At 58.5% G+C, this 15,584-nt stretch carries 13 protein-coding genes; 5 read left to right on the forward strand and 8 right to left on the reverse strand.

Translation table 11 applies throughout. The annotated features are described in order from the left end of the window. Positions 1-8 precede the first annotated feature (8 nt). Together ACM530_RS12120 and ACM530_RS12125 are read right to left on the reverse strand one after the other, a co-directional pair. The gene (locus tag ACM530_RS12120; RefSeq protein ID WP_416364842.1) at positions 9-1,088 is read right to left on the reverse strand and encodes a SagB family peptide dehydrogenase; all 1,080 of its coding nucleotides are present in this window, start codon (positions 1,086-1,088) and stop codon (positions 9-11) included. Between the two features lie 919 nt (positions 1,089-2,007). Beyond that, complete coding sequence (locus ACM530_RS12125) at positions 2,008-2,301, reverse strand: fructose-bisphosphate aldolase (RefSeq protein ID WP_416364843.1); 294 nt, start codon at positions 2,299-2,301, stop codon at positions 2,008-2,010. Positions 2,302-2,679: 378 nt separating this feature from the next. Here ACM530_RS12125 and ACM530_RS12130 point away from each other — a divergent pair, with 378 nt between their 5' ends. After that, positions 2,680-2,967 carry a hypothetical protein gene (locus tag ACM530_RS12130; RefSeq protein WP_416364844.1) on the forward strand — a complete coding sequence of 96 codons (288 nt, stop codon included), beginning with the start codon at positions 2,680-2,682 and terminating at the stop codon, positions 2,965-2,967. Positions 2,968-3,150: 183 nt separating this feature from the next. Here ACM530_RS12130 and ACM530_RS12135 read toward each other — a convergent pair whose 3' ends face one another. After that, complete coding sequence (locus ACM530_RS12135) at positions 3,151-3,816, reverse strand: polysaccharide lyase family 7 protein (RefSeq protein ID WP_242200602.1); 666 nt, start codon at positions 3,814-3,816, stop codon at positions 3,151-3,153. Between the two features lie 309 nt (positions 3,817-4,125). Between ACM530_RS12135 and ACM530_RS12140 the strand changes: the two genes are divergently transcribed. From ACM530_RS12140 to ACM530_RS12150, 3 genes are read left to right on the forward strand one after another with little or no spacing between them, the layout of a single operon-like run. Beyond that, a complete protein-coding gene (locus ACM530_RS12140; RefSeq protein ID WP_416364845.1) occupies positions 4,126-6,231 on the forward strand; it encodes a putative bifunctional diguanylate cyclase/phosphodiesterase in 2,106 nt (701 codons plus the stop codon). Positions 6,232-6,273: 42 nt separating this feature from the next. Continuing rightward, positions 6,274-6,774 carry a M48 family metallopeptidase gene (locus tag ACM530_RS12145; RefSeq protein WP_094949103.1) on the forward strand — a complete coding sequence of 167 codons (501 nt, stop codon included), beginning with the start codon at positions 6,274-6,276 and terminating at the stop codon, positions 6,772-6,774. A 19-nt stretch (positions 6,775-6,793) separates the two neighbouring features. After that, positions 6,794-7,090 carry a winged helix-turn-helix domain-containing protein gene (locus tag ACM530_RS12150; protein WP_106575620.1) on the forward strand — a complete coding sequence of 99 codons (297 nt, stop codon included), beginning with the start codon at positions 6,794-6,796 and terminating at the stop codon, positions 7,088-7,090. A gap of 105 nt (positions 7,091-7,195) precedes the next feature. On the opposite strand, the gene ACM530_RS12155 is transcribed toward ACM530_RS12150, so the two are convergent. Beyond that, the gene (locus ACM530_RS12155) at positions 7,196-7,648 is read right to left on the reverse strand and encodes a GNAT family N-acetyltransferase (protein WP_145157608.1); all 453 of its coding nucleotides are present in this window, start codon (positions 7,646-7,648) and stop codon (positions 7,196-7,198) included. 198 nt (positions 7,649-7,846) lie between these two features. Between ACM530_RS12155 and ACM530_RS12160 the strand changes: the two genes are divergently transcribed. Continuing rightward, the gene (locus tag ACM530_RS12160) at positions 7,847-8,584 is read left to right on the forward strand and encodes a substrate-binding periplasmic protein (protein ID WP_242200609.1); all 738 of its coding nucleotides are present in this window, start codon (positions 7,847-7,849) and stop codon (positions 8,582-8,584) included. Between the two features lie 259 nt (positions 8,585-8,843). Here the strand turns inward: ACM530_RS12160 and yccS are convergent, their stop codons facing one another. The 4 genes from yccS to mdtD all read right to left on the reverse strand — a co-directional run bounded on the left by yccS (position 8,844) and on the right by mdtD (position 15,565). After that, positions 8,844-11,027, reverse strand: a complete 2,184-nt coding sequence (gene yccS / locus ACM530_RS12165) for a YccS family putative transporter (protein ID WP_145157603.1) — start codon at positions 11,025-11,027, stop codon at positions 8,844-8,846. A gap of 215 nt (positions 11,028-11,242) precedes the next feature. Continuing rightward, a complete protein-coding gene (locus ACM530_RS12170; protein WP_145157600.1) occupies positions 11,243-12,421 on the reverse strand; it encodes an NAD(P)/FAD-dependent oxidoreductase in 1,179 nt (392 codons plus the stop codon). 180 nt (positions 12,422-12,601) lie between these two features. Then, positions 12,602-13,939, reverse strand: a complete 1,338-nt coding sequence (gene dbpA / locus ACM530_RS12175) for an ATP-dependent RNA helicase DbpA (RefSeq protein WP_232626477.1) — start codon at positions 13,937-13,939, stop codon at positions 12,602-12,604. Positions 13,940-14,137: 198 nt separating this feature from the next. Continuing rightward, positions 14,138-15,565, reverse strand: coding sequence for a multidrug transporter subunit MdtD (gene mdtD / locus ACM530_RS12180; protein WP_416364846.1), 1,428 nt, complete (start codon positions 15,563-15,565; stop codon positions 14,138-14,140). Positions 15,566-15,584 lie beyond the last annotated feature (19 nt).

The following is a 15,584-nucleotide window of genomic DNA, read 5'->3' on the forward strand; positions in this document are numbered from 1 at the left end:
CCAGTCCCTCATCTGATTCCGTCTAGCAGTTCCCTTACTTCGGTGGTGTACGAACTCCCCGTTCCATGCCCCGCCCCCACCAAAAAAATGACCTGTTCCGAGGGAATGTTTACGTCTAAGAGTTCATTTATTTCTTTGTCATGAAAGTAACCGGTCAACCAAGGATGTAAGCCAAGCGCGGTGATTAGCAAATTTGCAGTTTGTGATAAATGTCCAACGTCCAGCAGCATTGGGCGATAGGCACGAGAGTGGGGGTATTTCCACCAAAGCTTGTCAAAGCGAGAGGTGAAAAAAATTGCGAATGCTAAATTATTTGCCCAGTGCTGGCCGCATAAATAAGTAGACAGCACTTCAGGAGGAAGATCACGTACTTTCTCCAACGTATGCTGCTCACTTATATAATGATAAATGCCAGGTGCGAGATCCTCGACGTTTCGTACCCATACATAACCCTCCGTCGCCTGTAGACCTCCGGCTGAAGGAGATGTCCTTCTGAAGCCGAACTTTTGAGCGCCAACCGGAGCGTCGTAATCGGTATCTTTTTTGTCTGCTAAAGTTCCATACAGTATGGTTGCCAGTGACAATATTGACACTGAAGTATCAAAGAAGTCTCGGCATGTATGACGTGCCAAAAGGGTCTCCCAAAGGCTCGCTTCCTTAATGGCTGAAATGTTTGGAGGTGGCAGTAATGTTCTTTCGCCACCTTTTATTAAAGAAATATTAGGTTCGTTTTTATGTATTGACTCACAAAAATTCAAGTAGCTTTTAGCGTATTCAATGTACATTTCAGGCTTGTCTGGAGTTGGCGAATTTGGATGAGATGTTCCAATATGGAATATTTTTGATAGCACGTCCCAACCCCATTCATCGGTTGGTTTGACTTCATGCAGTACTCCAGATGTGTCTATGGCTATGTCATCGTCTGTGTCTGATACGTAATCGCCTGCGGAAAAATTCACTAGCCGCTCAAATTCTCCAGTACTTATTTGATATTGAGCGTGATTTCTATAATCCCACAAATAAGCCGCGCCATCTTTAAGCACCAAAAATATGTCGTTCGAGAGCCATTTTTTTTTCGCAGTACACATAGCCGCCTGACCACCTATTAGTGAAGTTTATTTTTAGTGGCTGCCTGGGCCGGAGCCCAGGCGGTACATCATTATTTAACGTCTAGCTTTCTGCTGTCTGAAGCTTCGACAATGCTCCTCCCGTCGTTGGGAGTAAACTTGTAGTGGGGCACAGTCACCGTCTTGATTGAGAAGTGAGGGGTCTGGTATGCGTCGTTTGACTGATTGTTAAGCGTCGGTTCTATAATTACTCGTTTCATATATAGTTCCTCAGGGGTATTGCATTCGCAGAGTTGCGATGCGCTTAAACCGTATGAGTGCCTATTGTAATTGTCAATTTCAATTTTTGAAGTTTTATTGTTTTTCAGTTGAATCTTTGTGTGTTTTTTCGGAAGCGTGTCGGAGTGTTCTGGTTGGTATTTCCTACATATAGTCCCACCATTGGTTTTAAAAAATACTGATTTTTATACAGTCCTGTAATATCTGGTTGCATTTAAGTCAAGGGCCCAATGACGTCGTGGTACACATATGTTTTTCGCGGGTGGTCAATGCTAGAAGCGTTGAGTCGAGGACGCCAAGCATGGCCATGGGGAGCCTACGTTGATTTTGACCTGTGGCTGGCAATTACCCTGCGGCCGATACCGGCGTACGTGATATCTATTGCGCGTTATGATGCGTTCGGTACTGCGGGTAGTTCTTCGAAGAACCAGCCGATCTTGAAGGGAACGATGTGCCAGCGCTCTTTAAAAGGCGAATAGAACGCCAAGATGAACTGAGTATCAGATGTTAAAAATTAAGCCCGCACTAATGCGGGCTTATTTATGGTCGGGATTTATCTGTTGTATTTATTGAAATGTCCGTTAAAGCGGACATTTGGGACGCTTTTCCAAAAAATGTCCGATATAGGGGACATCTGGTTTTTTTTGAAGTGAGGCCTTGATTAGCCAGCAGTTGGCCTATCGAAGCCTCGATGTTCGATGACACGAAACACATCGCTCACGTCCTGCACCAGAATGCGCGCGGTGTTGGCTATGTTATTCAGGTCGCGCTCGGCGAAGTCCGGCAGGCTGGAGCAGGCGATCAGGTTGAGGTGTTCAAGGGCTGCGTTTAGGCGTTCGCGCAGGCAGGGGTGGAGGTCGAGCAGTGGGGCGTCGCTGTCGATTAATAGCACGGGGTAATCGGTGGCGGTTTCGGTGCATGGGGTGAAGCGGCGGGGTGGTAGTTGTTGGGTCATGGTGAATCCTTAACTCGACAGAAGAATGACCACCGTTTGCTGCGAAACAAATTGGGTGGCAGCTGTACGCGGGTTCGCAGACCGAGGAGTTAAGACCCGGCAGACCCGAAGGTCTCCCACGCACAGCCGCCATAACAAGACGGCCGTTGGCAGGAGCGCCAGGGAATAGTGAAGGGTTTGATCGTTTGGATTAACCGGTGAATTGTTCTTTGGCTAATCGGACATTGCCTACAAATCGAAAGGCCCCCGAATTCACAATCAGAAGTTTCCGTGAAGAGATATGTTATGTTCTCTTTGTTTCTCCAGTTTTTCTGTCTTAGTCGTGCGTCATTGAAAGTGCGCTTTTATCGGAATCGAATCATTTAAGGTTCGGCCTTGATGATATTCAATGATGGAGAATTGATGATGGATTTTATTAAAGTCGTTGGCGCTGTTCTGGTGTTGGCGGCAACGGGGTCTTTTGCCTACGCGGATGGCCGGATATTCACCGCGTCTGTTGATAATAAAGGCCAGGTCATTGCGCAATCGCCCCAGTGGCTGAAAGAGGTGAAGTTAACGGCGCAGCCTGATTACTTCTCAGAATACAAAGTCCGCTTTGTGCCCGGCTGTTTTCAAATAGCCGCCGCGTTTCTGTTCAGTTTCAGTAACAGATGTAAGCTCCAATGATCATATCTTCTATGGCCATGCGAAGTTGGGCAGTCTGCCGGCAATTAACTACGTGAATGTCTTGACACTTAAGGTGGGCGATAATAAACCGGCGGGTGATTCGTCGATGGGTTTCATGTTGATGTGTGTTGAATAAATATTACTTCTCAGAAGCCCCGGTATTGCCGGGGCTTCTCTCAATCATTACTCGTGATCAATATCCAACTTCGCAAACGTCACCCGCGCGCCTTCCTTGCTATTACCGCTGTTGTCCTGCACATACGCGCCGGCCTTGAAATACAGCGGTTTGGCGCCCCACGCGGCACCAATGCGCTCATTCCACTGGCCGTCGGCGGCCTCGACGGTCAGCAGCCCGGCTTTATTGAGGTTGATCACGTAGGTGAAACTCTTCTCCAGCGGCACATTGGAGGCCACGATAATCACGCGGCCGTCATCCTCGTCCGGGCGCATGCGCACTTTGGCGACAATGTTGCCGGTCTGGGTCTTTTCCTTGAATTGATATTCGAGCTTGATCAGGGGTTTCTGGCTGTCATAGGCGTGGATCTGACCGATGACCACTTTGCCGCTGGAGGGCACCTGGTTGACGGCCAGGGTGGCGCGCAGAAAGTTGTCGGCGTCGGGGTAGGTCCAGTTGCGCAGACGCCCGTCGGCGTAAGTTTCGCGCAATTCGCTGCGCGGGTAGACGGCGTTTTCTGTGCGCGTGCCGGTCACGGGTGTCCAGAATTGCACGTCGCTGCCTTCGGCCTGGAAATATTGGTCCTTGAAGCCGCTAAGCAGTTTCGGGGTGTCGATGGTCGTGGGCGGCGAGCCGACCGGAATGCTCAGGTTCCAGGTGGAAAGGTCGATCATGGTGTTGGCCTTTTTACAGAGGTGAGGCTTTGGCCCGGGGGCCATTCAGGTTCTTTATAGGCGGTGATCGTCCGGTTGTTAAACAATTGCTGGCAATTTATTGGCGTCAGAGGAATGCCAAAAAGCCATGTTTCCCATGGGGCGCGGGCTGTAGCGCTTGACCGTTAGTCGGCTTCCTGAGCTTTGGCGCAATGATGGCACCCGGGTCACTTCTGCTTTTCTAGAACCGGGGCTAGAGTGAGGCCTCAGTGTTTGTCCGGTTTTTATATCAGAAGTGACCGGTACAGCCCTTCAAGGAAGAGACGTAGCATGGATTGCGCTCCACACCCCGGCGACGGCAGTTCGGTTCTTCTGGTGGTTGATGACTACCCGGAAAACCTCATCAGCATGCGTGCGCTTTTGCAGCGTGAAGATTGGCACGTGATGACCGCCGCTTCCGGGCTGGAAGCGTTGGAGTTACTGCTCGCACACGAAGTCGACCTGGTCTTGCTGGATGTGCGCATGCCCGGCATGGACGGCTTTGAGGTTGCGCGCCTGATGCGTGGCAGCCAACGCACACGCATGACGCCGATTATCTTCCTGACCGCCCATGCCCAGTCGCCTGCCTCCGTATTGGAAGGCTATGCCAGCGGCGCCATTGATTACCTGTTCAAGCCCTTCGACCCACACATTCTCAAGCCCAAGGTGCAGGCGTTGCTGGAACACCAGCGCAACCGCCGTGCCTTGCAGCGCCTGAGCCATGACCTGGAATCCGCGCGCGCCTTTAACGCCTCGGTGCTCGACAACGCCGCCGAGGGCATCCTGGTGGTGGGCGAGGGCAGTGTGATCGAGTACGCCAACCCGGCCATTTCTCGGCTGCTGAATGCGACGATGGCCGAGTTGCAGGGCGAAAGCTTTTTGAGCTTTCTGCAAAAGCCCCATGTGCCGGCCTGGCTGGGGTTCCCGATGTACGAGGCGTATCGCAAGGGTGAGACATGGCGCCAGCACGACGCCATTTTACGCACCAGTCGCGGCCAGCAGGTGCCGGTGGCGTTGTCCTGCGCGCCGTTACCCGCCGAGCAGAAGGCTATGGTCGTGACGGTGCTGGACATGTCCGAGGTGCGCCATCTGCACCAGCAACTGGAGTTCCAGGCGGTGACCGACCCGTTGACCGGCCTGCTGAACCGACGCGGCTTTCACCAGGCAGTGGAAAACACGTTGCTGCGCAGCGAGCGAAACGAGCAGTCGCTGGTGCTGCTCTACCTGGACCTCGACGGCTTCAAGCGGGTCAACGATTCGTTGGGCCACGACGCCGGAGATCGGGTGCTGCGTTGGGTCTCTGAACAAATGCAGGCGTGTCTGCGTTCCTACGACATTCTTGGGCGGATGGGCGGGGATGAGTTCACCGCATTGGTGGAGCTGGAATTCCCGGAACAGGCGGCGAAGATTTCGGAAAAACTGATCGAGCGCGTGTCGGTGTGTCAGCAGGTCGACGGTTTGGATGTGATGCTCGGCGTCAGCATTGGCATTGCGACTTTCCCGGACTGCGGCTCTGACCTCAATGGCCTGCTGCGCGCGGCCGACATCGCCATGTACGAAGCCAAGCGTGCGGGGCGTCAGCAATATCGCTATTACGATCAGGAAATGAACGGCCGCGCCCGCTCGCGTCTGATGCTTGAAGACAGCGTGCGTACCGCGATTCAAAACAAGGATTTCACCTTGGTGTACCAGCCCCAGGTCTCGCTGGAAGACGGACGCTTGCGTGGCGTCGAAGCGTTGTTGCGCTGGCAGCACCCGAGCGTCGGCGATGTGCCGCCGGGCTTGTTTTTGCCGTTGCTCGAAGAGGCGCGGCTGATCAGCCAGTTGAGCGCCTGGATCTACCAGCAGGTCGCCGCCCAACGCCAGGCCTGGCAAACCAGCTTCGATGAAGAACTGGTGCTGAGCGTGAGCCTGAGCAGCAGTCAGTTCAACATGCCCAACCTGGCCGGCCAGCTGCAGCAGGTACTCGAGCGACATGGGTTGCAGGCGCGGCAGCTGGAGGTGGAAATCAGTGAAGACAGCCTGATGAGCAACCTTGATGAAACCAACAAGCAGCTCAGGTTGCTGCGGCGGATCGGCGTGCGTATCGCCCTGGATGACTTTGGTTTGGGCCAGTGTTCCCTGGCCCATCTGCGTGACCTGGAGTTCGACACGTTGAAGCTTGACCCGCAATTGGTGGCGCGTCTGCCGGGTTCGGTGCGGGACGCCGCGATGGCCCGCAGCATCATCCAGTTGTGCGGGCATTTTGATGTGTTGGTGATCGCCGAAGGCGTGGAAACACTCGAGCAGGCGCAATGGCTGAAGGCCAATGGTTGCTCGTTCGTCCAAGGAGCATGGGCGGCTCAGCCCCTGATTGCTGACGAAGTGGCCGATTGGTCTCACCCCCGTCTGCTTTGAATTCGCTACACTGGCGCCCATTCGAACCCTGTTGCAGACCCCATGACCGCGCTGAAATACCTCCAGGCTTACCCCGCAGCGCTCCAGGAGCAAGTGCGCCAGATGATCGCCAAGGATCAGTTGGGCGCCTACCTGGAGCAACGCTACCCCGAGCGCCATGCGGTGCAAAGTGACAAGGCGTTGTACAGCTATGCCCTGGCCTTGAAGCAGGAACACCTGCGTAACGCGCCGGCCATCGACAAAGTGCTGTTCGACAACCGCCTGGACCTGACCCACCGCGCCTTGGGCCTGCACACCACGATTTCACGGGTGCAGGGCGGCAATCTCAAATCCAAGAAAGAGATTCGCATCGCGGCGTTGTTCAAAGAGGCGGCGCCGGAATTTCTGCGCATGATCGTGGTGCACGAGCTGGCACACTTCAAGGAATCGGACCACAACAAGGCGTTCTACAAACTCTGCGAATACATGATGCCCGGCTACCATCAGGTGGAATTCGACCTGCGGGTGTACCTCACGTATCGCGACTTGCAGGGCAAGCCCTAACCTCACCAGGCGACCAAGCATGGACGTGAGCAAGACCAAAAGCAGTTTCTATCGCCGCCTGTACGTGGCGTACCTGATCGACAGCGGGCTGGCCAGCAGCGTCCCGGCGTTGACCGACGCCACCGGCATGCCGCGGCGCACGGCGCAGGACACGATTGCGGCATTGGCCGACCTGGATATCCTGTGTGAGTTCGAGCAGGAAGACGGCGCGCGCAATCATGCCGGGCGCTATCGGATTCGTAGCTGGGGGGCGATTGACCGCAAGTGGATCGAGGCGAATCTGGGGGCGATCAAGCAGGTGTTGGGTTATCCCTGACACCGGCTGGTGGTTGGTCTGGCCTCATCGCAGGCAAGCCAGCTCCCACCTGTTGAGTTGTGAACGCTGCCAAAGGTGGGAGCTGGCTTGTCTGCGATGGGGCCCTCACTGACGCCGCATACCAATGTGCGGAATATCGTCCTCCAGGTATTCCTCACCCTCAGCCACAAAACCGTACCGCCCGTAATACCCCTGCAAATGCGCCTGGGCTGACAGAAAGATCGGCGTTTCAGGCCAGATGTCGTCAATGCGCTTGAGGGCTTCTTCCATCATTTGATGGCCCAGCCCGGTGCCGCGTGCCACTGGCGCGACGATCACTCGGCCAATCACCACGTCACCGCCCTGGGATTGCGGGTCCAGCAGCCGCAGGTAGGCCACCAGCTCGTCATCTTTCCAGGCCATCAGGTGGTGGGTATCACCCGAAAGGTCCTGCCCGTCGAGGTCCGGATACACGCACTGCTGTTCAACGACAAAGACCTCGCTGCGCAAGCGCAAAAGGGCGTAGAGCTGGTCCTTGCCCAAGTCTTCCTGGTGTTTGCAGACCCAACTAACCGTCATGGTGTGTTCTCTTGTTAATGGCTGGAGCCGATAGTAAGCGTGACGGTCAGAACTGTCTAAATTCAGCATTTTTGTGAATGGCGTCAATTTGCCATCATTCCGTGCGCGCGCGGCCCGGTTCTTTGTGTAATCTGCAATGCAGGCTCATTGATGAGCTACTGTTACCAAGCCACTGCCTGCCCGCCAAGGACTTTAAGCATGCCGCGATTTTCTCGTGCCGTTGCTTTGATAGGAGTGTTGTTGCTGACCACGCCAGCGGTCGCACAACGTCTGCGTTTGGTGGCGGATGCCTGGCCACCGTTTACTGATTCGACATTGATCAACGGTGGGTTGGCCACCGACATTGTCAGCACGGCCCTGGCGCGCGCCGGCTACGCCAGTGATTTTGAGCAGGTACCTTGGGCACGCGCGTTGATGGGCGTGGGTGATGGCCGCTATGACGTGTTGATCAATGCCTGGTACGACGAGGCGCGCACGCAACTGGGGCAATTTTCCGCTGAGTACCTGCTCAACCGCGTGCGGTTTATCAAGCGCCGGGACGACCCCATTGAGTATCAGAACCTGGAACAGCTGCACGGTGAGCCCATCGCCGTGGTGCGCGGGTATGCCTATTCGGCGGCGTTCGACCAGGATGCGCAGTTGCAGAAAGTGCCGGTGCATAACTTCGCCATGGCCGTGCGCATGCTCGCGGCGCAACGCGTGAGGCTGACGCTGGAAGACGAATATGTCGCCCGCTATTACCTGGCGCGCGAGTCGCCACGGGTGCGCAATGCGGTGGAGTTTTTACCCCAGGCGTTGAGCGAAAACAGCCTGCATATTCTGGTCAGCCTGAAGAACCCCGAGCATGCGCAGATTGTTGCCGGTTTCGACCGGGAAATTGCCAAGATGAAGGTCGATGGCAGTTATGCGCGGCTGATGAAGGCGCATGGGATGTGAACGGGGTGAATGCTTTATCGTGCCAAGCAGGCTTCTCGTGGCAAGCGGGCTTCCTGTGGCAAGCGGGCTTCTTGTGGCGAGCGGGCTTGCCCCGCGTTGGGCTGCGCAGCAGCCCCAATACCTGACACCTTGATTTAACTGATGCACCGTGGCGGTCTTTTCTGGGGCCGCTTCGCGCCCCAACGCGGGGCAAGCCCGCTCGCCACAGGAAGCCCACCCGCCACAAGAGGCCCACCCGCCACAGGAAGCACCGCAGCCATTAAGCCGCGCGGGTGTCCTTGATCAGGTGCGCCGCCAGCGTGCGCAAAGGCCCCAGCTGCCGGCAGATCAACGCCAACTGCGTCTGCACCAACCGCTGCCCTTCATCGATCTCATCCGGCATCTGCTCCAGGTCCGCTGCCAGGGCTTCTTCGGCGTCGCTTTGAATCGCGATCGGCTGCTTGTTGGCCAGCCCCGTGGCGATCTCGTCGATGCTCGCTGCCAGGCTGTTGCCGGCGCCGTCGATCAAGTGCTCACGCACTTCGGCCGGCAGTTGGGTTTCGCGGTGTGCGCCCAGCCCCGACAGGTAACTGAGCAAGGTGTGCGACAGCACCAAAAAGCGGAAGCCTACGTCAGCCTCTTTGCGAAAGTGCCCAGGCTCCATCAGCATGTTCGCCAGCGTGGTGGACAGCGCCGCATCGGCGTTGTGCGCGTTGCGCCGGGCCAGGCGGTAGGCCAGGTCGTCGCTCTTGCCGGCGGCGTATTGCTGCATGATCTGGCGCAGGTAGATGCTGTTGCAGGTCAGGGTGTTGGCCAGCACCTTGTTCAGGCGCCGGCCCTGCCAGTCCGGCAGGAACAGGAATACTGCCAAGCCCGCGATCAGGCTGCCAATCAGCGTATCGAACAGCCGTGGCAGGAACAGCCCGTAGCCATCACCCACTTGGTTGAAGCAGAACAACACCATCAAGGTGATTGCCGCCGTGGCCAGGGTGTAGCGGGTGGTGCGGTTGATAAAGAACACCAGGCCGGCGGCGATGGCGAACAGCGATTGCACCAGCGGGCTTGGGAACAGGTCGAACAGTGCCCAGGCCACGGTCAGGCCGATAGCCGTGCCGATGATCCGTTGGCCGAGTTTGCGCCGGGTGGCGCCGTAGTTGGGCTGGCACACGAACAGGGTGGTGAGGATGATCCAATAACCTTGAGAGGCGTGAATCGCATGCAGGGTGCCGTAGCCGATGGTCAGCGCCAGGGCCAGGCGCAAGGCATGGCGGAACAGCAGCGAGGTCGGCGTCAGTTGCGTGCGCAGCCGCGTCCACATTTCCTTGAGGTTGCGTGGCGCACGGTCCAGCAGGTTGCTGTCGGTGGCGTCCGCGAGGGCGTCGGGGTTGCTGGCGTCGCCGAGCAGGCGGTCGAGCGTCGACAGGTTGGCTGCCAGGGCGCGCAACGAGCGCAGCAGGCCGCGCCAGGCCGGGTTGCTCTGGATGCGCAGGTGTTCCAGCGAGGCATTCAGGTCGCCCAGCGCTTCTGCAAAGCTGTCGTCATAAATGAACGGCTGGCGCAGCTGGATCGACTCGCCCAGGGTCTGGCAGGCCTTGCCTTGCTGGCGCAGCAGGCGCTGGCAGCGGAACAGCACGTCGCTGTGGAAAAAGGCGTCAGCCAGGGCGTTGTACGGGTAGTGCGAGGAACTGGCGCGTTCGTGGATGTCCTGGGCGAGGAAGTACAGCTTCAAGTAGCGGCTGACCTTCGAGCCGGGCCGACCATTGCCCACGCGGTGCAGGATGATTTCCTTCGCCGCATTCAGCGCTGCCACAACGCGCCCGTTTTGCTGGGCGAGTTCCAGGCGGCGCGCTTCCACGTCCAACTGCCGAATCGGTTCGAACAGCGACGATTTGAGCTTGAGATAACGCCCCAACTCGCGAAACAGCCGCGCCAGGCTTTGCTGCACCGGCTGGTTGGAAAACAGCACCTGCCACAGCACCGAGAGCACGCCATACCAGGCAGCACCGGCCACCAGCAGCAGCGGTTCATGCCAGAAATCAGAGACGGCGCCACCGCGCTGGTCCACACCAATCATGGTGTACACCGACAGAATCAGCGTCGCCGAAGCAATCGCGCCATAGCGTTCGCCCAGCGCACCCAGCATGGTCAGGCAGAAACTGGCCAGGGCCAGGGCGATCGCGAACATCCACGGGTAAGGGAACAGCAGCTCCACCGACAGCGCGGCGATGCTGAAGCACACCAGCGTCACCGCCAGAGCGTTGAGGCGGCCTTGCCAACTGTCATCGGTCTCGGCCAGGGCGCTGGCGATAATCCCCAGGAACAGCGGGATCAGCAGCGTCATTTCGTCCTGATACCAGCACAGCGCCATGCTGCCGGTGAGGGCGATGAACACCCGTACGCTGTAGCTGAATTTATCCAGCGCCCACAGGCGCCGCATGGACTGCTTGAACGAGGTCGATGACATGAAGTCTGGAGTCTTCCGGGACGATGCCGCTAAATTGAGCTATCAAGGACGCCACGGCAAGCGTAGCGATCACATCGATGCGCAAAATAACTTCCAGGCACACCACAAGACACATGTGGGAGCTGGCTTGCCTGCGATAGCGATGTTGGATTCACCACCGCTATCGCAGGCAAGCCAGCTCCCACAGGGTTTTGCATTTCAAGGTTTAAGCGGCGTCAGGCATATTGCGCGGCGGCATAACCCGACGCCCAAGCCCACTGGAAGTTGAACCCGCCCAGGTGACCGGTCACATCCAGCACTTCGCCGATGAAGTACAGCCCCGGGCTTTTCAGCGATTCCATGGTCTTGGACGACACTTCGCGCGTGTCAACGCCACCCAGCGTTACCTCGGCCGTGCGATAGCCTTCAGTGCCCGCCGGCACCAGTTGCCAGCTCGACAGCTTTTGCGCGATGTCAGCGATTTCGGCGTGGGTGTACTGCTTCATCGGTTTGGATGCAAACCAGGTGTCGGCCAGCAGGTTGGCCATCTTCTTGGTGAAGATCTCACCCAGCAGGGTTTTCAACTCGCTGTTGGGGCGCTCGACCTGTTGCTGTTGCAGCCAGGCGTGGGCGTCGTGGTCGGGCAGCAGGTTGATTTCCACGGTGTCGCCGGTTTCCCAGTACGAGGAAATCTGCAGGATCGCCGGCCCGCTCAGGCCGCGGTGAGTAAACAGGATGTTCTCGCGAAAACTCTGGTCGTTGCAGCTGACCAGGCAGTCCACCGAGGTGCCGGACAGCTCGCCGCACAAGTCCTTGAGCTGGTCGGTGATGGTAAACGGCACTAACCCTGCGCGGGTCGGCAGCAGTTCGTGGCCGAACTGCTTGGCTACCTGATATCCGAACCCGGTAGCGCCCAGGGTCGGAATCGACAGGCCGCCCGTGGCGATCACCAGGGATTCGCAGCGCAACTCACCCAGGGTGGTTTGCAACTGATAACCGGCTTGCAGCTTGGCAATCTCCTGAACCGACGTGTCCAGGTGCATGCTCACGCCGGCTTGAATGCATTCATCGAGCAGCATGCCGAGGATGTCGCTGGACTTGTTATCGCAGAACAACTGGCCGAGCTTTTTCTCGTGGTACGGCACGCCGTGCTTGGCCACCAGCCCGATGAAATCCCATTGGGTGTAGCGGGCCAGCGCAGACTTGCAGAAATGCGCGTTGTGCGAGAGGAAGTTGGCCGGCTCGGTGTACATGTTGGTGAAATTGCAGCGGCCACCGCCGGACATCAGGATCTTTTTGCCGGCCTTGTTCGCGTGGTCGATCAACATCACCTTGCGCCCACGCCCGGCGGCCGTCAGCGCGCACATCAAGCCTGCGGCGCCGGCGCCAATGATCACAACTTCGGTCGAGCGCACAGCAATGTCCTCACAAAAAAATTGATCTGAAATGCAATCAAATGTGGGAGCTGGCTTCTGTGGGAGCCGGGCTTGCCCGCGATGCAGGCACCTCGGTATATCAGTTACACCGAAGTGATGCTATCGCAGGCAAGCCAGCTCCCACATTGATTCGGTTCCCACAGTGGCTACGCGGTGCTGTTACAGGATGCGCACGCGCAACGAACGGCCTTTGATCTTGCCGTCATTCAAACGCTGCAGCGCCTGCTTGGCGATCCCGCGCTCCACGGCCACAAAGGCCTGGAAGTCGAAGATCGCGATCTTGCCGACCTGGGCACCAGGGATGCCGGCGTCACCGGTCAATGCGCCGAGGATGTCGCCCGGGCGAACCTTGTCTTTACGGCCGGCGGCGATGCACAGGGTGCTCATCTGCGGCAGCAACGGGCCGCCGCTTTGTGGCTTGAGGTTGTCCAGCTGGTCCCAGTTCAGCGGCGACTTCTGCAGTTGCTCGATGGCCTGGGCGCGGTGCGCTTCGGACGGCGCCACCAGGCTGATGGCGATGCCGGTTTCGCCAGCGCGGCCGGTACGGCCTACACGGTGAATGTGGATTTCCGAGTCGCGGGCCAATTCGACGTTGATCACCATGTCCAGCGAGTCAATGTCCAGGCCACGCGCGGCCACGTCGGTGGCGACCAGCACCGAGGTGCTGCGGTTGGCGAACATCGCCAGTACCTGGTCACGGTCGCGCTGTTCCAGGTCGCCATGCAGGCCGACGGCGGAAATGCCCTTGGCCGTCAGGTGATCCACGGTTTCCTGCACTTGCTGCTTGGTAAAGCAGAACGCTACGCACGAGGCCGGGCGGAAATGCGCCAGCACCTTGGTCACGGCGTCCATGCGCTCTTCCGGCGAGATCTCGTAGAAACGCTGCTCGATCTGGTCGTCGGAGTGGAACGCTTCGGCCTTCACTTGCTGCGGCGCGCGCATGAACTTGGAGGCCAGCTGCTTGATGCTCACCGGGTAGGTGGCCGAGAACAGCAGGGTCTGGCGGCGTGGCGGGGTCTTGCTGATGATGTCTTCGATGGCGTCGTAGAAGCCCATGTCGAGCATGCGGTCAGCTTCGTCGAGGATCAGTGTGTTCAAACCGTCCAGCACCAGCGAACCCTTGCGCAGGTGCTGCTGGATACGGCCCGGGGTGCCGACGATCACGTGGGCGCCGTGTTCCAGCGAGGCAATCTGCGGGCCGAGGGACACGCCGCCGCACAGGGTCAGCACCTTGATGTTGTCTTCGGCACGCGCCAGGCGACGGATTTCCTTGGCGACCTGGTCGGCCAGCTCACGCGTCGGGCACATCACCAGCGCCTGGCAGCCGAAGTAGCGCGGGTTGATCGGGTTCAACAGGCCGATGCCGAAGGCGGCAGTTTTGCCGCTGCCGGTCTTGGCCTGGGCAATCAGGTCCAGCCCCTTGAGGATCACCGGCAAGCTTTGCGCCTGGATCTGCGTCATCTCGACATAACCCAGCGAGTCGAGGTTAGCCAGCATGGCGGCGGAGAGCGGCAAAGTATTAAAAGCGGTGGCGATGGTAGTCACGGGACTGGCTCTGCAAAACAAAATGTCGCGCAGTGTAACAGCCCGCTACGGATTTCTTCGCAAGTTCTAGACGAGGGGAGGCGGGCAGCGGCAAGTTACGCGCTGCAAGCCGCAGGCTTGAGGCTTCCAGCTTGAAGCGTGCCGCTGCTGCTAATGCTCAATGTCGTGCTCGGGGCTGACCACGCGTTTGCCGTCTTTTGGCGACAGTTGCAGGAAGATCGCCGCCGCCAGCATCGCCATGATGCCCACGGTGAGAAAGGTCAGCTGGAACGCGCCGAGCACGCTTTCCACCCCGTCGTTGCCCGCTTCGGCAGTAAAACCGCCGAGCAGCGCACCGGCGCACGCTACCCCAAGGCTCAGGGACAGTTGCGCCACCACCGAGAGCAAACTGTTGCCGCTGCTGGCCTGGGCGTCATCGAGGTCGATCAGGGTGACAGTGTTCATCGCGGTGAACTGCAAGGAGTTGATCGCGCCCAGCACCGCCAGCATTCCCAGTAGAAGCGGATAGGGCGTGTGCTCGCTGACCAGGCCCATGCTCGCCAGCATGATGCCCAGCGCCAGGGTGTTGCCGGTCAGCACCACGCGGTAGCCCAAGCGCTCGATCAACGGCCGGGCGATGGACTTGGCAAACATCGCCGCTGCCGCCAGCGGCAACATGCTCATCCCGGCTTCGGACGGCGAGTAACCGAGCGCCACCTGCAACAGCAGCGGTACCAGGAACGGCAGCGCGCCGCTGCCGAGTCGCGCAAACAGGTTGCCGAGAATGCCCACGGCAAAGGTGCGCGTCTTGAACAGCACCGGCGAGAACAGCGGGTTGTCGATATGCCCGGCGCGCAGCCAGTACGCCGCCAGGCACGCCAGCCCGCCAAACAGCAGCAACATCACGCGCAAATGCGGCAAGTGCAATTCGCCCAGGCCTTCCATGGCGATGGTGATCAGCACCATCGCCGCGCCAAACAGCACGAACCCCACGCTGTCGAAACGCGTGCGCTCGCTGCCGCGCAGGTCGGGGATCAGTTTCCACACGGCGTAGCAACCGATCATGCCCACCGGCAGGTTGATCAGGAAGATCCAGTGCCAGGTCAGGTATTGCACCATCCAGCCGCCCATGGTCGGGCCGAGCAACGGGCCGAGCAGGCCGGGAATGGTAATGAAGCCCATGATCCGCACCAGTTCGGAGCGCGGATAAGCGCGTAAGACCACCAACCGCCCCACCGGCAGCATCAGCGCGCCGCCCAAGCCCTGGATGACCCGCGCGCCTACCAGCATGGTCAAGCTGCTGGACAGGGCGCACAGCAGCGAGCCAATGCTAAACAGCATGATCGCGCCAAAGAAGATTTTCTTGGTGCCGAACCGGTCGGCGACCCAGCCCGAGGCCGGAATCAGCAAGGCGACGGTGAGCATGTAAGCAATCACCACGCCTTGCATGCGCAGCGGGTTTTCCGCGAGGTCCCGGGCCATGGCCGGCAGTGCTGTGTTGAGAATCGTCCCATCCAGCGACTGCATGAAGAAGGCAATCGCCACCACCCAGGGGAGCCAGCGGGCGGTCTTGGCGTCGAGAGGGGCGCGATTGGGCATGAGCTACCTTTTTGTTAGC

Origin of the sequence: Pseudomonas sp. NFX183 (assembly GCF_047943075.1) — a bacterium.
In the GTDB taxonomy this organism is placed as follows: domain Bacteria; phylum Pseudomonadota; class Gammaproteobacteria; order Pseudomonadales; family Pseudomonadaceae; genus Aquipseudomonas.

Coding starts and splice junctions, on each gene's coding strand:
- ACM530_RS12135 (WP_242200602.1), bottom strand. CDS start 3,816: ATGATCGACCTTTCCACCTGGAACCTGAGCATTCCGGTCGGCTCGCCG.
- ACM530_RS12145 (WP_094949103.1), top strand. CDS start 6,274: ATGACCGCGCTGAAATACCTCCAGGCTTACCCCGCAGCGCTCCAGGAG.
- ACM530_RS12120 (WP_416364842.1), bottom strand. CDS start 1,088: ATGTGTACTGCGAAAAAAAAATGGCTCTCGAACGACATATTTTTGGTG.
- ACM530_RS12130 (WP_416364844.1), top strand. CDS start 2,680: ATGATATTCAATGATGGAGAATTGATGATGGATTTTATTAAAGTCGTT.
- mdtD (WP_416364846.1), bottom strand. CDS start 15,565: ATGCCCAATCGCGCCCCTCTCGACGCCAAGACCGCCCGCTGGCTCCCC.
- ACM530_RS12125 (WP_416364843.1), bottom strand. CDS start 2,301: ATGACCCAACAACTACCACCCCGCCGCTTCACCCCATGCACCGAAACC.
- ACM530_RS12140 (WP_416364845.1), top strand. CDS start 4,126: ATGGATTGCGCTCCACACCCCGGCGACGGCAGTTCGGTTCTTCTGGTG.
- dbpA (WP_232626477.1), bottom strand. CDS start 13,939: ATGCTGGCTAACCTCGACTCGCTGGGTTATGTCGAGATGACGCAGATC.
- ACM530_RS12155 (WP_145157608.1), bottom strand. CDS start 7,648: ATGACGGTTAGTTGGGTCTGCAAACACCAGGAAGACTTGGGCAAGGAC.
- ACM530_RS12150 (WP_106575620.1), top strand. CDS start 6,794: ATGGACGTGAGCAAGACCAAAAGCAGTTTCTATCGCCGCCTGTACGTG.
- ACM530_RS12160 (WP_242200609.1), top strand. CDS start 7,847: ATGCCGCGATTTTCTCGTGCCGTTGCTTTGATAGGAGTGTTGTTGCTG.
- yccS (WP_145157603.1), bottom strand. CDS start 11,027: ATGTCATCGACCTCGTTCAAGCAGTCCATGCGGCGCCTGTGGGCGCTG.